The sequence below is a fragment of the Prevotella sp. MA2016 genome, assembly GCF_000619825.1.
Lineage (GTDB): Bacteria > Bacteroidota > Bacteroidia > Bacteroidales > Bacteroidaceae > Prevotella.
In genome coordinates this window covers 599012-614809 of sequence record NZ_KK211036.1, presented here as the reverse complement: position 1 = coordinate 614809, position 15798 = coordinate 599012, and the positions used below count along the sequence as shown (strand labels likewise).

Below are 15798 nucleotides of genomic sequence, written 5' to 3'. Positions count from 1 at the left end.
AAAGAATAAAAAAATAAAAAATAAAAATTAAAAAATGGATTTCAGTAAACTGCCAGCAATTCTCACCCCCGATCTGGGACTTCTGTTCTGGATGCTTCTGGCGTTTGCCGTAGTCTTCTTCGTTCTGGCCAAGTTTGGCTTCCCTGCCATCGTAGGTATGGTGGAAGAGCGAAACCGCTACATCGAAGACAGTCTCAAGAAGGCCCACGAGGCCCAAGAGCGCCTGGCAAACATCGAGAAGGAGGGAGAATCCATCTTGCAGGAGGCTCGCGCCAAGCAGGCTCAGATATTGAAAGAGGCTGCCGAGACGCGCGACGCTATTGTGGAGCAGGCTCAGGAGAAGGCGAGAGCCGAAGGTGCCCGACTGCTGGAAGATGCCCGTGTGGCTATCGACCAGGAGAAGAAGGCCGCTATCGCCGATATCCGTCAGCAGGTTGCCGCACTCAGCGTTGGCATCGCCGAGAAGGTTCTCAAGCAGAGCCTGAAAGACGATAAAGCCCAGATGGATTTGATCGACCGCATGCTGGATGATGTTTCCACTGATAAATAAATCATGTACGTATGGATATAGGAGTCATATCGGTAAGATACGCGCGAGCGCTCCTGAAGAGTGCTACCGACGCCAAGATAGAGCAGCAGGTGTATGCCGAGATGCAGCAGATAGCTAAGAGCTACATCGAGGTACCACAGTTGCGCTCCACGATTGACAATCCGATGCTCTCGAAAGATAAGAAGGAGGCCCTGCTGCTCACGGCAGCAGGCCAGCAGCCTTCCGATCTGATGAAGGCCTTCATACAGCTTGTGCTGAAGGAAGACCGCGAGAATGTGATGCAGTTCATCGCCAATTCGTACGTCACGCTTTACCGCCAGCAGAAGAATGTCATCCGCGGACGTCTCATCACCGCTGCTGCCGTGTCGCCTGAAACAGAACAGAAGATGCGCCGCATGGTGGAGAGTAAGACTAATGGAACAGTAGAGTTTGAGTCGCAGGTGAACCCCGACATCATCGGTGGTTTTATCCTGGAATACGATACCTATCGTATGGACGCCAGCGTCAAAACCAAACTCAACAGTATTCTCAATACATTAAAAAAGTAAACAACAATGTCAGATAAAATTAAACCAAGCGAAGTATCCCAAGTACTGCTCGACCAGCTGAAGGGCATTTCTGATGCCGAGAAGTTCGACGAGGTGGGTACTGTTCTTACCGTCAGTGACGGTGTGGCACGTATCTACGGTCTGCGCAATGCCGAGGCTAACGAGCTGTTGGAGTTTGAGAACGGTACGATGGCTATCGTGATGAACCTCGAGGAAGACAACGTAGGTTGCGTGCTTCTGGGCACTACCTCGGGCATCAAGGAGGGCATGGTAGTGAAGCGCACCAAGCGCATCGCTTCTATCCGTGTCAACGACAACATGCTGGGACGTGTCATCAATCCGCTCGGACAGGCTATCGACGGTAAGGGTGATATCGACCTTACAGATGCATTTGAGATGCCTCTGGATCGAAAAGCCCCTGGTGTTATCTATCGCCAGCCCGTTAAGGAGCCACTGCAGACAGGATTGAAGGCCATCGACTCAATGATTCCTATCGGTCGTGGTCAGCGCGAGCTCATTATCGGCGACCGCCAGACGGGTAAGACCGCCATTGCTGTCGATACCATCATCAATCAGAAGAGTTTCTATGAGGCCGGCAAGCCCGTATATTGCATCTATGTAGCCATTGGTCAGAAGGCCAGTACCGTTGCTGCGCTCGTTTCTACACTGCAGGAGCATGGTGCCATGCCTTACACCATCGTAGTGGCTGCTACAGCTGCCGATCCTGCTGCCATGCAGTATTATGCACCATTTGCTGGTGCTGCCATCGGCGAGTATTTCCGCGACCGCGGTCTGCCAGCACTCGTGGTATATGACGACCTGTCGAAGCAGGCAGTCGCTTATCGTGAGGTGTCACTGATTCTGCGCCGTCCTTCAGGACGTGAGGCTTATCCTGGTGACGTGTTCTATCTGCACTCACGCCTTTTGGAGCGTGCTGCCAAGATGAACGAACAGCAGGAGGTGGCTGAGCAGATGAACGACCTGCCTGAGTGTATGAAGGGCCATGTGAAGGGTGGTGGTTCGCTCACCGCTCTGCCTATCATCGAGACCCAGGCTGGCGACGTGTCGGCTTACATCCCAACCAACGTGATCTCTATCACCGACGGTCAGATCTTCCTAGAGAGCGACCTCTTCAACCAAGGTTTCCGTCCTGCCATCAACGTAGGTATCTCCGTATCTCGTGTGGGTGGTTCGGCTCAGATCAAGAGTATGAAGAAGGTGGCTGGTACACTGAAGATCGACCAGGCTCAGTATCGTGAGCTTGAGGCCTTCTCTAAGTTCTCGAGCGATATGGATGCTGTGACAGCGATGACACTGGATCGTGGACGTAAGAACAATCAGCTCTTGATTCAGCCTCAGTACAGTCCTATGCCAGTAGGCGAGCAGATTGCCATCCTCTATTGTGGTGTGCATGGTCTGATGCGTCAGGTGCCTATCAATAAGGTGCGTGAGTGCCAGACTTCATTCCTCGATAAGTTGCGCTCTGCCCATCCTGAGGTTATCGAGACCCTGGCCAGTGGTAAGATCGACGATGCTACCACCGCAACTATCGAGGCTGTAATGGCCGACATTGCTGGAACGTATAAAGCCTGATAGCCTATGCCTAGCCTGAAAGAAATTAAAGGCCGCATAGCCTCAGTCAATTCCACGCGAAAGATTACGTCGGCTATGAAGATGGTTGCCTCCAGCAAGCTGCATCATGCCCAGGTGGCTATTCAGAATATGCTACCTTACGAAGAGCTGTTGGAGCACATCCTCAAGTCGTTTCTCGCAGCCGAGGCAGAGGCACAGACCATCTTCGACCAGGTGCGCCCTGTGAAGCGCGCTGCGCTGGTGGTGTTCAGCAGCAACTCGTCGCTCTGTGGCGGTTTCAATGCCAACACCATCAAGCTCATGGCGCATGCTGTAGATGAGTATGATGCCACTATCGGTCGCGACAATGTGGAGATTTATCCCATTGGTCGCAAGGTGTATGAGAAGGCACGTAAGATGGGGCTCAACGTTCAGGGTGATTATTCGGCTCTGGCCGATCATCCCAACGTGCAGCAGTGCATCGAGATAGCGATGGAACTGGGCCGTAAGTTTGCCGCAGGCGAAATAGACAAGGTAGAACTTATCTACCACCACTTCAAGAGTGCAGGTTCGCAGGTGCTTACGCGCAAGACGTTCCTGCCTATCGATGTGGAGAGCGAGTTGCAGGCCGACCATGAGCGCGACCTCACTTCTACGATAGCCACCCGCGAGTCGCAGGAGTATCTGAAGAAGCGTGGAGAGCGCGAGGCTGAGCAGAAGCAGGATGATGTGAAGCCGCTCAACGATAACTTTATCGTAGAGCCCGACATGAACACCGTGCTTTCGCAGCTGATGCCAAAGTTGGCTCACCTGATGCTTTACACAGCCTTGCTTGATAGTAATGCCTCCGAGCATGCCGCCCGTATGGTGGCCATGCAGACGGCTACGGATAATGCCGACGAACTGCTTCGCCAACTGAATCTGCAGTACAACAAGAGTCGTCAGCAAGCTATTACCTCCGAACTGCTTGATATTGTGGGCGGTTCGGTGAACAACTAACAAGAAATGGAAGTTTGCGCAACATTAGCGCAAACTTCTTTCTTTTTTTGCTTAAATAACGTTAAACGTACACTTCCGGTTTTTGTCGTTTTCGAGATAATTTGTACCTTTGCATTCAGTTTGAACAACAGGTATTGAAAAATTATTTAGAAAATTAAAGTGCAACGAATAAACAAAAGTCTACTGAAACACTTTTGGTGTGTTTTATTCGTACTTCTGGCCCAAACATCTGTGTTGGCTCAGAAGCCTGATGCGTCGCTCTATAGGCAACTGCCCAAATACCCCTTTGTCTTTGTTTCCGACTCCATCGTTACCACACCGCCACTGATCACCGATTCGCTGTTTGATGAGATAGCGCATGGTGTCAGATTCCAGGTCAATCGTACTGAGATTCCTTCGTCTGATCCATTTGTCTCGCTTTATAACGACAGTCTTGTTCCCTGGCTCAAGAAGCACAATCTCATTCTGCGTGAGGTGTTTGTGAAGGGAGCCGCTTCGCCCGAAGGTCCTTACGACAACAACGTATGGTTGAGTCGTCGTCGCACCTATCGCTTGATTGATTTCCTGAGTAGCAACCTCGATCAGACCATTGCTCATCAGCCTATCAACTCGAAGTTTGTAACTGAAGACTATGCTTATCTGGTGAGACTGATGCAGCTGGCCGGCGATGCCGAATACCATCAAGTGAAGGCCATCTGGGATGCCTGCGGGGGTGATGAGCGCCTGTGCAAATCCAAGCTGATGGCGCTGAATGGCGGCACCACTTGGAAGCGCCTGCTGAAGACGTATTTCCCCACGCTGCGCCAAAGTCGCATGGTGCTCTGGTATATGGTTAATCCTGAGCACATGCCACTCCCCAAGTGCAACCTCATGTCAACTACCGATATGCTCAAGGTGCCAGGTCTGGATGCGTATCTGCCACTGTCTGTGACCGATACCACTGCTGTTCAGCCACGTTCGCGCCGCCACCTGATAGCCATTCGCACCAATCTGCTGCACGATTTCCTGTATGTGCCCCAGTTTGGTTTCGCGCCAGGAGGCAATATCCAGCTGGAGTACTATCCGCTGTCGGGCCACTACACGTTTAATGCCGGATTCACGTTCCACAATCATCGCCATTGGGATACGCATAAGTTCTTCCAGATTCGTGATGTGCAGTTAGAGCTTCGCCGCTATTTCAAGGGGCAGGGCCAGTTCATCGGTACCTTCGTAGATGCCTATCTGCAGGGCATGATGTATGGCATCGGCTTTAGCGAGTCCAAAGGCTGGGAAGGCGAGGGTGGAGGTGCTGGCATCGGCTTGGGTCACAGCTGGAATCTCACCAAGCGAGGCAATCTGCGCTTGGAGCTGACAGCCAATTTCGGCATGTTCATCACCCGTTACGATCCCTATGTGTGGGGCAATAGTGGCAAGATAGATGGCAAATACTATTACGACTATCATGGCAATGTGAGCGACTTTAAGAAGCGCAACCACCAGTTCCTCTGGTTCGGCCCCACCAATGCCGGTTTGCACATCACCTATGATATTATTTACCGCAAGCAGCGAAAGGAGGCCGCCCGATGAAACGTTTACACCTTATATATATAATAGCCACCATGCTGGGCTTCGTATCATGCATTGAGCCCCCCTTGCATCTGCCCGGTCAGGAGTTGGCCGTTGATCTGCAGGTGGCACAAACAGAGTTAGAGCTTATTTGGGACCACGAGGTGCAGTTAGAGCACGAGTGGGTTTATGGTTGGGATTTGAAGGACGACTCCATCTGGGGCGGCATTGCCTATCCTCATCCCAGCAGCTACGAAGTTTATCGTTATTATAAAGGTGATAATCCCTTGGCGCCACACACCGATGTGGATATGTTCACCATCGACACCAACCGCTTCCGTCGTTACTTCCAGTTTGGTTATTACGATATGCTGTTCTACAGTAATATCGACTCTAAGGACGGCACGCAGGTTTTGGTAATTAAGGAAGAAGGCGACTCTGTTATCGCCACCACCACGGGCACCCGAGGCATCTCGCGCAGTATCGTCGAGGCCAGCCGTGCAAGCAGTGATAATGGCGATGCACCTATTGGCATTCTCAATCAGCCAGAGATTTTCTATGGAGCTTATTCTGAGAATGTGTATATATCTTCAGATTTGAAAGATTACGACTACGACCCTGTAGAGAATGTGTATATCAAGCATATCGAGGCTCAGTTGCAGCCTCTGGTGTATATCTACCTGGTGCAGTTCATTCTTTACAATAATGACGACCACCGCATCAAGGGAGTCAACGGCAATGCTGCCATCTCGTCGATGGCTGCCAGCACCAATATCAACACCGGTCATACCAGCAGCCGCCCCACGTTGGTATATTTCAACACCCGTATGAAGCCCGACATCATGGTTGATGGTCAGCGTTGCGATGTGTTTGGCGGAAAGCTCACCACATTCGGACTCTGCGACAACGAGCCTTACCAGCGTTCGGGCTCTGACTACAGGGGCAACCGTGCGTCGCTTAATAACATCATCTATTACGATATGGTTTGGAACAATGGTGAGACCGTCACTTATCAGGCCGATGTCACCAGTCAGTTGCAAGCTCAGTCTCATGGCGGTATTATCACTGTGAAGATTGATTGCTCCAAGCTCACGCCGCCCGAGCAGAGTGGCGATGGAGGTGGCAGTTTGTTCATCCCCACGATCGAGGATTATGATGAAGTACAATGGGAAATAGATATTTGATACCTTTATATTAACAAAACAAAAACAAATGATGAAAACAAATTTATTTTGTGCAGTAGCAGTCTTGGCCCTTGCCAGCTGTAGCAGCGATTCGCTCGTAGGCGATTCGCCTGTAACCAACGAGGCCCCCATCGCCTTCAACGTAGGCCAGCGTAACATCACCCGTGCGGTAGATGACCTTAACGAGAATGGTTACGAGGATTTCGGAGTATTTGCCTATAAGGTAAAGAGCGGTGAAGGTGCAACTCCAGAGCTGGTAATGGATAACTACAAAGTTGCTCATACAGCTGCAGCAGGAGAGACTCCAGCAAGTTGGGATTATGTAGGTAAAGTTGAAGGTCAGGTTACCCGTTATTGGGATTATTCTACTGATAGCACAAACTTCTATGCTTATGCACCTTATGTTTCTGGAACAAAGTTTGATGAAAAAAACAAAACTATCACCGTTTCTTCAACTGCAGGTTACGAGGCTAAAAATGATGTAATCTATGCTGGTAAATCAGTAGATAAGAAAAATGGTTATGGTAAAAAAGTGCCCCTTACGTTCAAGCACGTTGGTGCAAAGGTAAATATTGCCTTCCGTGAGAATATCGATGGTTATAAAGTTCAGCTTCTTAATGTTGAATCAGGTAAAGGTGTTGTGCTTGAACCTACTGGAACATATAATACTACAGCGAGTGTAACAATCAATTATGACAATCCAGATAAACCTACTGTTAATACATCTACAGCAGGTTCTTCTCCAGATAATTTGGAGTTTGATATCTTTTCCGGAAACCTTCCTGAGGGGGCCGATGCTACATATAAAGCATCGTCAACTACATACTATGCAGTAATTCAGCCAGAGAAGGCAACTAACACTTTCACTCTCCACGTGTCTTACAAGCTGATTGCTGATGATAATAAAGAGGAGATTGTAGTTAATGATGCTACAGTGACTATTCCAGCTAATCAGTTAGAGTGGAAGTCAAACACGGCTTACACTTATAATTTCACAATTACAGATACGGCTCTTAGTCCTATTGTATTTGATACTCCTACTATCGTAGATTACGAAGCAGCAACTCTTGATCCAAGTGATACAAATATTTAATCGTTTAAACTCTATATCATGCTGGATGGTTGGCGCACTTTTGTGCGCCAGCCTTTTGGCATGTTCTTCTGATACAACTGTCCATGAGGTTGAGGATCCTCTGGAGCAGATTCCTATGCAGTTTGGTCAGGCTGCGGTTGATGTACCTCTCACTCGCGCTGCCGCCACTCGCGCTGAAGGGCAAGGTTCTAAAACTTTAGCGCAAGGCTTTCTCGTAAGCTGCTTTAAGGGTAGCAGCAAGCTTACGGTGATGGACAGATACGAGGTGAAATATAGAACAGATCAATGGGAGAATCAGTCAAGTTGGGGCTATGTAGGTAAAAAGGGCGATACGCCAGATGGCTTCTGGCAAGACCAGGTGCAGCGCTATTGGGACCAGTCTGCTTTCCCTTATCAGTTCTATGCCATCAGTCCCTGCCCAGCGCATGGTAACATCAAGAATTTTGAATTATCAAAAGATCAGTTAGTCATCTCAGAACCCTTTTATTATCAAACCTGCAATAATGAAACACGCGACGATGTGAAAGAGCCCTACTATGTGGCAGCGGCTTCTTACTCTACGGCTGACCGTGTGGCTTTGCCTTTCCGCCATATCATGTCGAAGGTGCGCTTTGGTATATATAGCAGTAATACGCAGCTTGCGTCAAGCAACTTCAACCTTTCCAATGTCAAGGTTAAAGTCGTTTCAGACAATTTCGTAATAGCTGCAAAAGGCTATACTGCCTCCACTGCTGACATATTTAATGGTGAGTTTACAGAACAGACAAAAGCATCAACCGATGCCGATAAGCTTCTGCTTCAAACAGATAAAGCTCATACTAAAGATTTGATCACGGCCACCGATAAGGATCATGCTTATTTTGCAGGTAGTGATGGAAGCGACAACGATAAAGGTCTGCTGCAGATACCTCAGAAGGGTGTTAAGCTGATGATATCGTTCGACATCAACAGCACCCCTTATAGCGATATTCCTATCGTTGTAAAAAACGGAGATAGTTCCTTCGATTGGGCGCCGAACAATATATACACCTATTATATTAACATTAGCGACCTCAGTCCGCTTACCATCGAGTTTAGTGCCCAGTTGTCCCCATGGACAGATGTAGAAGGCGCTAATATCGATACCAATCTTGAAAAATAAATCATAAGAAATAATACTTAAAGAAAGAATTGAAAATCAAAATGAAGAATCTACTTTATCCACTAGTCTTTGCCACTGCATTCGTGGCCACCGCATGTACCAGCACAAATGAAACCGACTTCGACACCCCCGTCGATCCCAATGGCAAAACCGCCATTTCGTTTTCAGTAGAAGAACAACGTAGAGCATTGACTCGTGCTGGTTTTACTGACATCACAAAAATCGCTATGCGCATTAAGAGTGAAGCTACAGGCAAGGCTAACCGCTATACTCGTACGGTAGCTACTGCAGCAGCCGCATCGGGCAAAGATTATTCTTCAATTACAGTAGATGGCGCTTACGTGCGTTACTGGGATGATGCCTACGGACGTGCAGCTAATCTGTCTGTTTTTGCTATTGCAGTACCCAACAAAGACGATATTAAAAACGACGAAAAGTCTTTAGAGGAGAAATTGACTGCAGGAACAGATACATGGTTTACTGAGACTACTGAGAATGAGAAGATAAGCTGGAAGATTTCTACTACTCAGACATCAACCACTCTTGATGATGAAGACCTTACTTACAGTAATAATATTAAAGACGGTGGTACTGGTGGCGTATATCAGTATGACTTTACTCAGAATAAATATCCAAACGATAACACCAGTCTTTCTGATGGTAGAATGCAGTTCCGCCTTCAGACTGCTACAGAGACAGATGGCCCTGGTAAGTTTGATAAGGGACATCTGATGTTTAATCATGCTTTGAGCCGCATCACTGTGAACCTGAAAAAGGGCGATGGATATCCAACTACTGGTGCGTTTGAGTTTACCAATGGAACTAGCGTTAAGATTCTGAATGTACCCGTTTCTGGTGATTTGGACCTGACTAATGGTACATGGTCTAACCGATCTCTTGGTGATATAGTTTCGATGTATCAAAAACAGAAAGCTGCAACAGGTGCAGTTTATACGTTGATGGCACAGATTCTGCCTGATTACGTAATCAGCGCTACATCAACAACAAACATGCTCACCTTTACCATCGATGATAACCAGTATTTCATCACTCAGCAGCAGATGTACGATGCTTTGAAGGATGCTACAGGTATGACAAAGAAGGATGCTAGTGAGGTAACAATGGAGCAGGGGCTGAACTATAACTTCACTATTACAGTTAAGAAGACCAATATTATCAATGTAACAGCAGTTGTACAGCCATGGTCTGACGTTAATGCAGAAGAGTTTACACCTTCTAATGCTCGTATCACTTTGGATGGTATTTATGATTCAAATTCTGGTAAGAAGAGCACTGATTTCACTCTTTATCGTGTCTTGGATGAAAGTGATGAGATCACCGACACTTATGTAGGCAAGAAATGGAATGGCAATTATACCGATGCTGCTACCTTGGCAGAGAACACAGATGGTAGTTGGAGCACCAACTGGTATTTCGAAAGCAATAAGGCTTACTATCACTTCCGTACGGTAAATGAAGGTATAACTATTGAGGGTACAAGTGATACAGATAATAGTGTAGCAGACTACTTTATAATTGAAGCAGGCCCAGTAGCCTCTACAGATCCTCACTGGGGTGCTCCTATGACCAATGAGCCCGTATATAATGTAACTAATGGTTATACTGATTGTCTTTCAAGTGCTATTGGTGCTACTAATGCTAAGATTAATATCACCGACCAGCACATGATGAGTAATATCACCGTTAAGCTTCAGACAACTGATGGCAATGACAAGGTAACCCTTGCTGGTGCTAAAGTTTACATCACTAAGCTTCATACTACAGGTAATGTGCTGATGGGTACAGGTCTTGTGACACCTACTGGTAATGTAACCGCACAGCAGGAGATGACAGGTAATAATGAGGGTACAGAGTTTACCTATGCTATTGTTCCTCAGGCTCTCGTACGTGCTACAACGAATGCAACAGATGATGATTATGTTGGCATCACGATTGTTACAGCAGATAACAACCAGTATTATATCGTTAAGAAGCTGAGCGAGATTACAGCCTCGACAGTAAGCAACGTTAAGAGTCAGACTCAGGGTTCAGCCATCAAACGTTGGTTCCCCGGTCACACCTATACCTATACCTTTACACTGAAGAAGGCTGGTATCGATAAGATTACCTGTACCGTTGAGGGATGGACTGACGTAACAGCAGATAACAAGAATATTTCTCTTGAAGATTAATTCTTAGTAATGAAGCGATATACATTTATTTCATTTCATAAATTGTTAATTGCCTCGCTTGTGCTGGCCTTTGGGTCATGTACAAGTGAGGACTTTTGGGATACTTTCGACCGCACTGTTGATGGGCCCATCGACTTTACCGTTGGGGTAGAGGGTTCACCAGCCCGCCGTGCATTCACGCGTGCAGCTGACGAAAATAACCAGACTCAGACTCCTGCTGCAAGCGAAGGCTATTACGCTCTGCAGGGTGGTACCCAGCTCCGCCTCAAAGTGGATGGCATGTGGAAGCGTATTGAAGAAACAAACGGCCTTGTTACCAAGCAGGCTACTTGCAAAACAGAGGCTTCGGAGACTGCTGTCAACACTTTGAATTACGATGAAGGTCAAACCCTCTACTGGGACGACTACGGCACAGGCGACCCTGACAATAAAGATGCAGGAGGCAATCTGAACAAAGACAAAGGCTTATCAGTTCTCGCTGTAGCAGTAGATGGTAATACCGAGGCTCCCGAGGTTGCTGATTGGACATCATTATCGTGGACCACAGTAGATGCTAATGGCAAGACCGAGGTCAATAGCAAGAAGCTGCTTGCAAAAGATATTCTCGTGTCTAACAATCTCACTGCCTATAAGTTTGCAGAAAGAGACAACGCCGATGCCAAGAAGTTGATTTTCAAGCATCCTCTAAGCAAAATCACTTTCAACATCAAGGCTGGTGTAGGCTTTACCAAAGGTTCTGTGGGTGATACCAATTATAAGTTTGAGAATGCTCCGACAGTTACTCTGACTAATGCGCGCAAACTTGAAGATATCAGTACTTCAAGTAATGATTATGCGCTGACAAAGGGTACGGTAAGCATCGCTAATGCTGCAGCAACAAATGATGGCACTAAAGCTGCTGTAATAGCAGGTGTCACCAGCACAACCGACACAACTTATACCGTCATTGAGCAGGCCATCGTTTATCCTAGTACGCCATTCGCCAAAGATGCTGTTATTGCTGTAATCCAGGCTGATGATAATGTATATTATATCAAGGCTGATCAGATTCGTGCAGCTATGTTGGCAAATGATGCCAATACAGACTACACGACAAAAGCTGGTCATAATTATATTATTAATGTCACTCTCAACAAGACTGGCATCTTTACCACAGCTACTGTTTCCGCTTGGAAGGATGTCAACTCTGAGGAAACTCAGCCATTAATCAATGTCGATGCTGTTGTTGGTGAGAAGGATGGTGAGATACCTACAGACTTTGATCGTGAGTTTGATTTCTGGTATAGTGAGAACTTAGAAGGAAGCTATATTTGTGGTGCACAGCCTTTCATCAAGGCTGGTGGCTCTATTGATTGGAGCACGACTAACCCATTGTATTGGCCCGACCACAACACCCATTACCATCTGCGTGGCGTTTATCCTACAGAAAAAGTAGATAAAAGCTGTAAGTATGTTGAGGTGTCAAATGGAGGTTATGCTTCTAACTCTTTCCCCAGCAATTTGATGATTGGTATGCCAGAGTTCTCTGCCGAAGCATTGTGCGGCAACCCAGAGCATACTCAGGTGGATATGCGCACGGCTGGTATCTGCGCCCGCACTTCGGCTATCAACCTCAACTTCCGCTATATGATGAGTCAGGTGGAGGTGAATCTTACTTCGAAGTCTGGTGACTCTAATGCTGAAGTGGATTTGGCCAATGCTGAAGTTCAGCTGGTGAATGTGGGCACCAAAGGTAAAATCCTGCTGAAGGATCGTTCTGCGGTGGTTACGGAGGAGGGTACTTTCACTTTGCCTTATACATCAGGGAATAACTATCACGGTGTGATTATCCCACAAACACTGGTGAATGGCGATAGCAATAAGGTGCAGTTCAAGATTACGGTATATGCTGATGCTCAGAAAACCAAGAAGAGTGTTTACTATGCCGATGTGGCTCCGATTAAGGTGAAAGTTGTGGGCTCTACTGATGCTGCTAAAGCAACTGATGCTTGGCAGTCGGGCGTGCATTACGTGTATAACCTAAACATCACCAAAACGCAGATTACTGCCACAGCCTCGCTCACTGACTGGAAAACCGTTGAGGCTAGCGAAGAAGTGTGGTTCTAAATAAAGAATGGATTGATATGAATATTAAGCATTATATATTACTCCCGATATCAGCCCTGATGCTGGCAAGCTGTGCAAGTGATGAGGCTGCAAACAGCGATTCGACGACAGATGAACGTCTGCCACTCCGTTTTGCTACCAGTCTCTCTACTGAACGCCCTCTGACGCGCGCTTACGATAATACGATCGAGACTACAGACGAGTTGTTGAGCTATGTGCGCCACGTGTATGTAGAGGGTACAGGCCGCACAAGCGTTCAAGCTAGTTTGGTAACAATCAAAAACAACCAGCCCACCAAGGCATTGTATTGGGATGACTTTAGCCAAGCTACAGATGATGGTTCAAAAGACCTGCACACTCCAGGGCATGCACTGCAGTCGTATTACGGCTATTGCTATAATGGGGCAACCGTAACTGATGGCCAGCTGATTGAAGAAACTGGTGTGCTTAGCTGGGAAACTGGCGCAGACCAAACTGCAGGCATCAAACCATACGACCTGCTGTGGTCGGATGAGCAGAATCCTGTTGAGTATCAACATGCTAAGGATGCGCATGGTACTATCAATGTGCCTTATACCCACGCTATGAGTAAGTTTACTGTGGTAGTTGTGGCTGGTGATGGCTTTAAGACAGATGATTTGACGACTGCTACAGTCACGCTGCATGGCATGAACCTGAAGGGCACTTTCACAGCGCCTACAGCTAAGGTTACTGCCGAGGAAACCACTGAAGTAAAGATGCATGGCAATGCTACCTCTACTACCACCGACAATAAGCCATGTCGTGCTTTCGAGGCCGTTGTGGTGCCTAATACTGCGCTTAATGGGAATGAGCAGCAGTTGGCTACTATTGAGATGGATGGCAATAACTATAAGGTGATGGTATCAGAAAGCATGCTTACATCTTGGGCTACTGGTCTCACCGGAGGCAAGAGTCGGAGCGGTGTGAACTACAAGCTCACCGTAACGCTGAACAAGCAGGCTGTTGCTGTTACTGCAACCTTGTCAGGTTGGTCTGACGTGAGTGCTACAGGCACAGGCGAAATTCAGTTTGCTAATGATGTTAAAACTATCGACACCAATGATGCAAGTCTGAAGGATGGTGATAAGTTCCGTTTGTATTGGAAGAAATCTGATGCTGCTGATTATGATTATGCTACAACAGCCACATACGATGGCAGCAAGTTTAATAACTCGCCCGCCATCTACTGGCCCAACGGCCGTAATAGCTATTACTTCCGTGCGTTGAGTGGTACTGATGATACCAGCGTGGCTCAGGGCAAGGATGTGCTCTGGGGCACTAGTGGTGATGAGGCTATCGCACCCCGTACTGGTACTGTTCCCCTGACGTTCAGTCATGCGATGAGTAAGGTTCAGGTAGTGCTTAAAACTTCGGAAGATGACGCAGCCAAAGCTGTTGATCTGACGGGTGCTACCGTCACAATGACTGCTATCACAACCGATGGCAGCATCTCTGTTGCTACTGGTTCCGTTGCTGCTGGTAGCAAGTCGGGCGTGGTAACTATCTCAGGCGAAACCTTCATGGTGCCACAGACTATCGCTGAGACATCCAGAATTGTTATCACTTGGGAGGATGGTACTAGCTATTCGCTGGCGCTGAAAGGCATCACAAATATCGACAAGTGGGAGAGTGGCAATAGCTATACTTACACCATCTATGTAGAGAAGGAAGCGGTGAAATTCAGTGCCAAGATTGAGCCTTGGGATCCGAAGTCTGGCAGTGGCAACGCATCGCTGGATTGGGACTGAGTTTAGAGTTGAGAGTTGAGAGTTAAGAAGTGAAATTTTGTTATAACATATATTTAATCGTGGCATTGCTATTGGCAGGTTGTTCTGCTGAGCAGGAAGCGTACGACGATGGACAGCAGTCTAAAGGACTGATGCCCGTACTCTTTTCGGCTGGCAATGTGAATAGGGCGCTCACCCGAGCAGCCTCGGCATCCTATATGCCCCAAAACAGCCAGTTCGCCTGCGCCATGTTCTTTCACGCAGGTGCTAGTGATAATAATGATTCGAAGTACTATTCAGATGCCAATCCGCTTGTTAGGGATGTCAACATGTCATCGGCCCTTATGAAGGTGGATAATGACTATGGCAATGCTGCTTATCAGCAGAAGGATAGCACCTTCTATTGGCAGAACCGTCTGAACCATGTGTTCCTGGCATTAACGGATAACAACCAGCTCACTTCTATGCCCAATTTCAAAGTAGGCGAGAAAGTGGCCTTCGACCTGACTCGTGGTAGCAAGAATTCGATGGCCGAGCAGCCCGACCCGCTACTGGCCGTCACCACGATGAGTCCTGTTGGTGCAACCAGCGAGGCCAACCGCGTCAGCCTCTTCTTTCACCACCAGTTTTCGCAGATACAGGTCAATCTGAAGGGCTCACAAAATGAGTCGGCAAACATTCAGAAAGAGCATATAGAGAAAGTGGAGTTGATAGGCGTAACTAATAGGGGATATGTTACTTACGACATAACTCCTGATGGCACAGTGCCTGCTGCCAGTTTTGAGCCAGCCCCTTTGAATAATGCCTTCGAGTTGTTTTTGCGTGATACGGCTCCTACTGGTTATCTTAAGTCGTTCGAGGGTATAGCCTTCGGTCGATTGTTAGGCATCCGCATCACCTGGCACGAATCTGAGGAAGGTTCATCTTTGCAGCATGTGGCCACCTACCAAGGTCTCGACGATGCGCATAAGAACTTACAGAGTGGCAAGAAATACATCTATAATATCGAGTTGCGCCGCAGTCTGATAGCTCAGGTGAAAGCAGAAATCACCCCATGGACTGAAGATAAGACTGAGTATAAAACGGATGGCACGATTGATACCACAGTTAATAATTAGCA

General features: G+C 47.5%; 12 protein-coding genes. All 12 read left to right on the top strand.

The features are described 5' to 3' along the window. Positions 1-34: 34 nt before the first annotated feature. Positions 35-550 carry a F0F1 ATP synthase subunit B gene (gene atpF, locus T360_RS0113425; RefSeq protein ID WP_028913238.1) on the top strand — a complete coding sequence of 172 codons (516 nt, stop codon included), beginning with the start codon at positions 35-37 and terminating at the stop codon, positions 548-550. A gap of 11 nt (positions 551-561) precedes the next feature. Next, the gene (locus T360_RS0113420; RefSeq protein ID WP_028913237.1) at positions 562-1098 is read left to right on the top strand and encodes a F0F1 ATP synthase subunit delta; all 537 of its coding nucleotides are present in this window, start codon (positions 562-564) and stop codon (positions 1096-1098) included. A gap of 6 nt (positions 1099-1104) precedes the next feature. Continuing rightward, positions 1105-2691 (top strand): F0F1 ATP synthase subunit alpha, encoded by a 1587-nt coding sequence (gene atpA, locus T360_RS0113415; RefSeq protein ID WP_028913236.1) that lies wholly within the window; start codon positions 1105-1107, stop codon positions 2689-2691. A 6-nt stretch (positions 2692-2697) separates the two neighbouring features. Beyond that, complete coding sequence (locus tag T360_RS0113410) at positions 2698-3669, top strand: F0F1 ATP synthase subunit gamma (protein ID WP_028913235.1); 972 nt, start codon at positions 2698-2700, stop codon at positions 3667-3669. A 234-nt stretch (positions 3670-3903) separates the two neighbouring features. After that, positions 3904-5235 carry a DUF3575 domain-containing protein gene (locus T360_RS0113405; RefSeq protein ID WP_028913234.1) on the top strand — a complete coding sequence of 444 codons (1332 nt, stop codon included), beginning with the start codon at positions 3904-3906 and terminating at the stop codon, positions 5233-5235. Then, a complete protein-coding gene (locus T360_RS0113400; protein ID WP_155949585.1) occupies positions 5232-6398 on the top strand; it encodes a hypothetical protein in 1167 nt (388 codons plus the stop codon). Before T360_RS0113405 ends, T360_RS0113400 begins: the two co-directional genes overlap by 4 nt. A 28-nt stretch (positions 6399-6426) precedes the next feature. Next, positions 6427-7491, top strand: coding sequence for a fimbrillin family protein (locus tag T360_RS0113395; RefSeq protein WP_028913232.1), 1065 nt, complete (start codon positions 6427-6429; stop codon positions 7489-7491). Next, on the top strand, positions 7475-8632 hold the full coding sequence (locus T360_RS0113390; protein WP_155949580.1) for a fimbrillin family protein: 1158 nt from the start codon (positions 7475-7477) through the stop codon (positions 8630-8632). The genes T360_RS0113395 and T360_RS0113390 overlap by 17 nt, the downstream gene beginning before the upstream one ends. A gap of 41 nt (positions 8633-8673) precedes the next feature. After that, positions 8674-10824, top strand: a complete 2151-nt coding sequence (locus T360_RS0113385) for a fimbrillin family protein (protein ID WP_028913230.1) — start codon at positions 8674-8676, stop codon at positions 10822-10824. A 9-nt stretch (positions 10825-10833) separates the two neighbouring features. Then, entirely contained in the window at positions 10834-12930 is a 2097-nt protein-coding gene (locus tag T360_RS0113380) for a fimbrillin family protein (RefSeq protein WP_028913229.1), read from the top strand. Between the two features lie 17 nt (positions 12931-12947). After that, positions 12948-14699 (top strand): fimbrillin family protein, encoded by a 1752-nt coding sequence (locus T360_RS0113375; protein ID WP_081772814.1) that lies wholly within the window; start codon positions 12948-12950, stop codon positions 14697-14699. Positions 14700-14758: 59 nt separating this feature from the next. After that, positions 14759-15796, top strand: a complete 1038-nt coding sequence (locus T360_RS0113370; RefSeq protein ID WP_197019322.1) for a fimbrillin family protein — start codon at positions 14759-14761, stop codon at positions 15794-15796. The last annotated feature ends 2 nt before the right edge of the window (positions 15797-15798 follow it).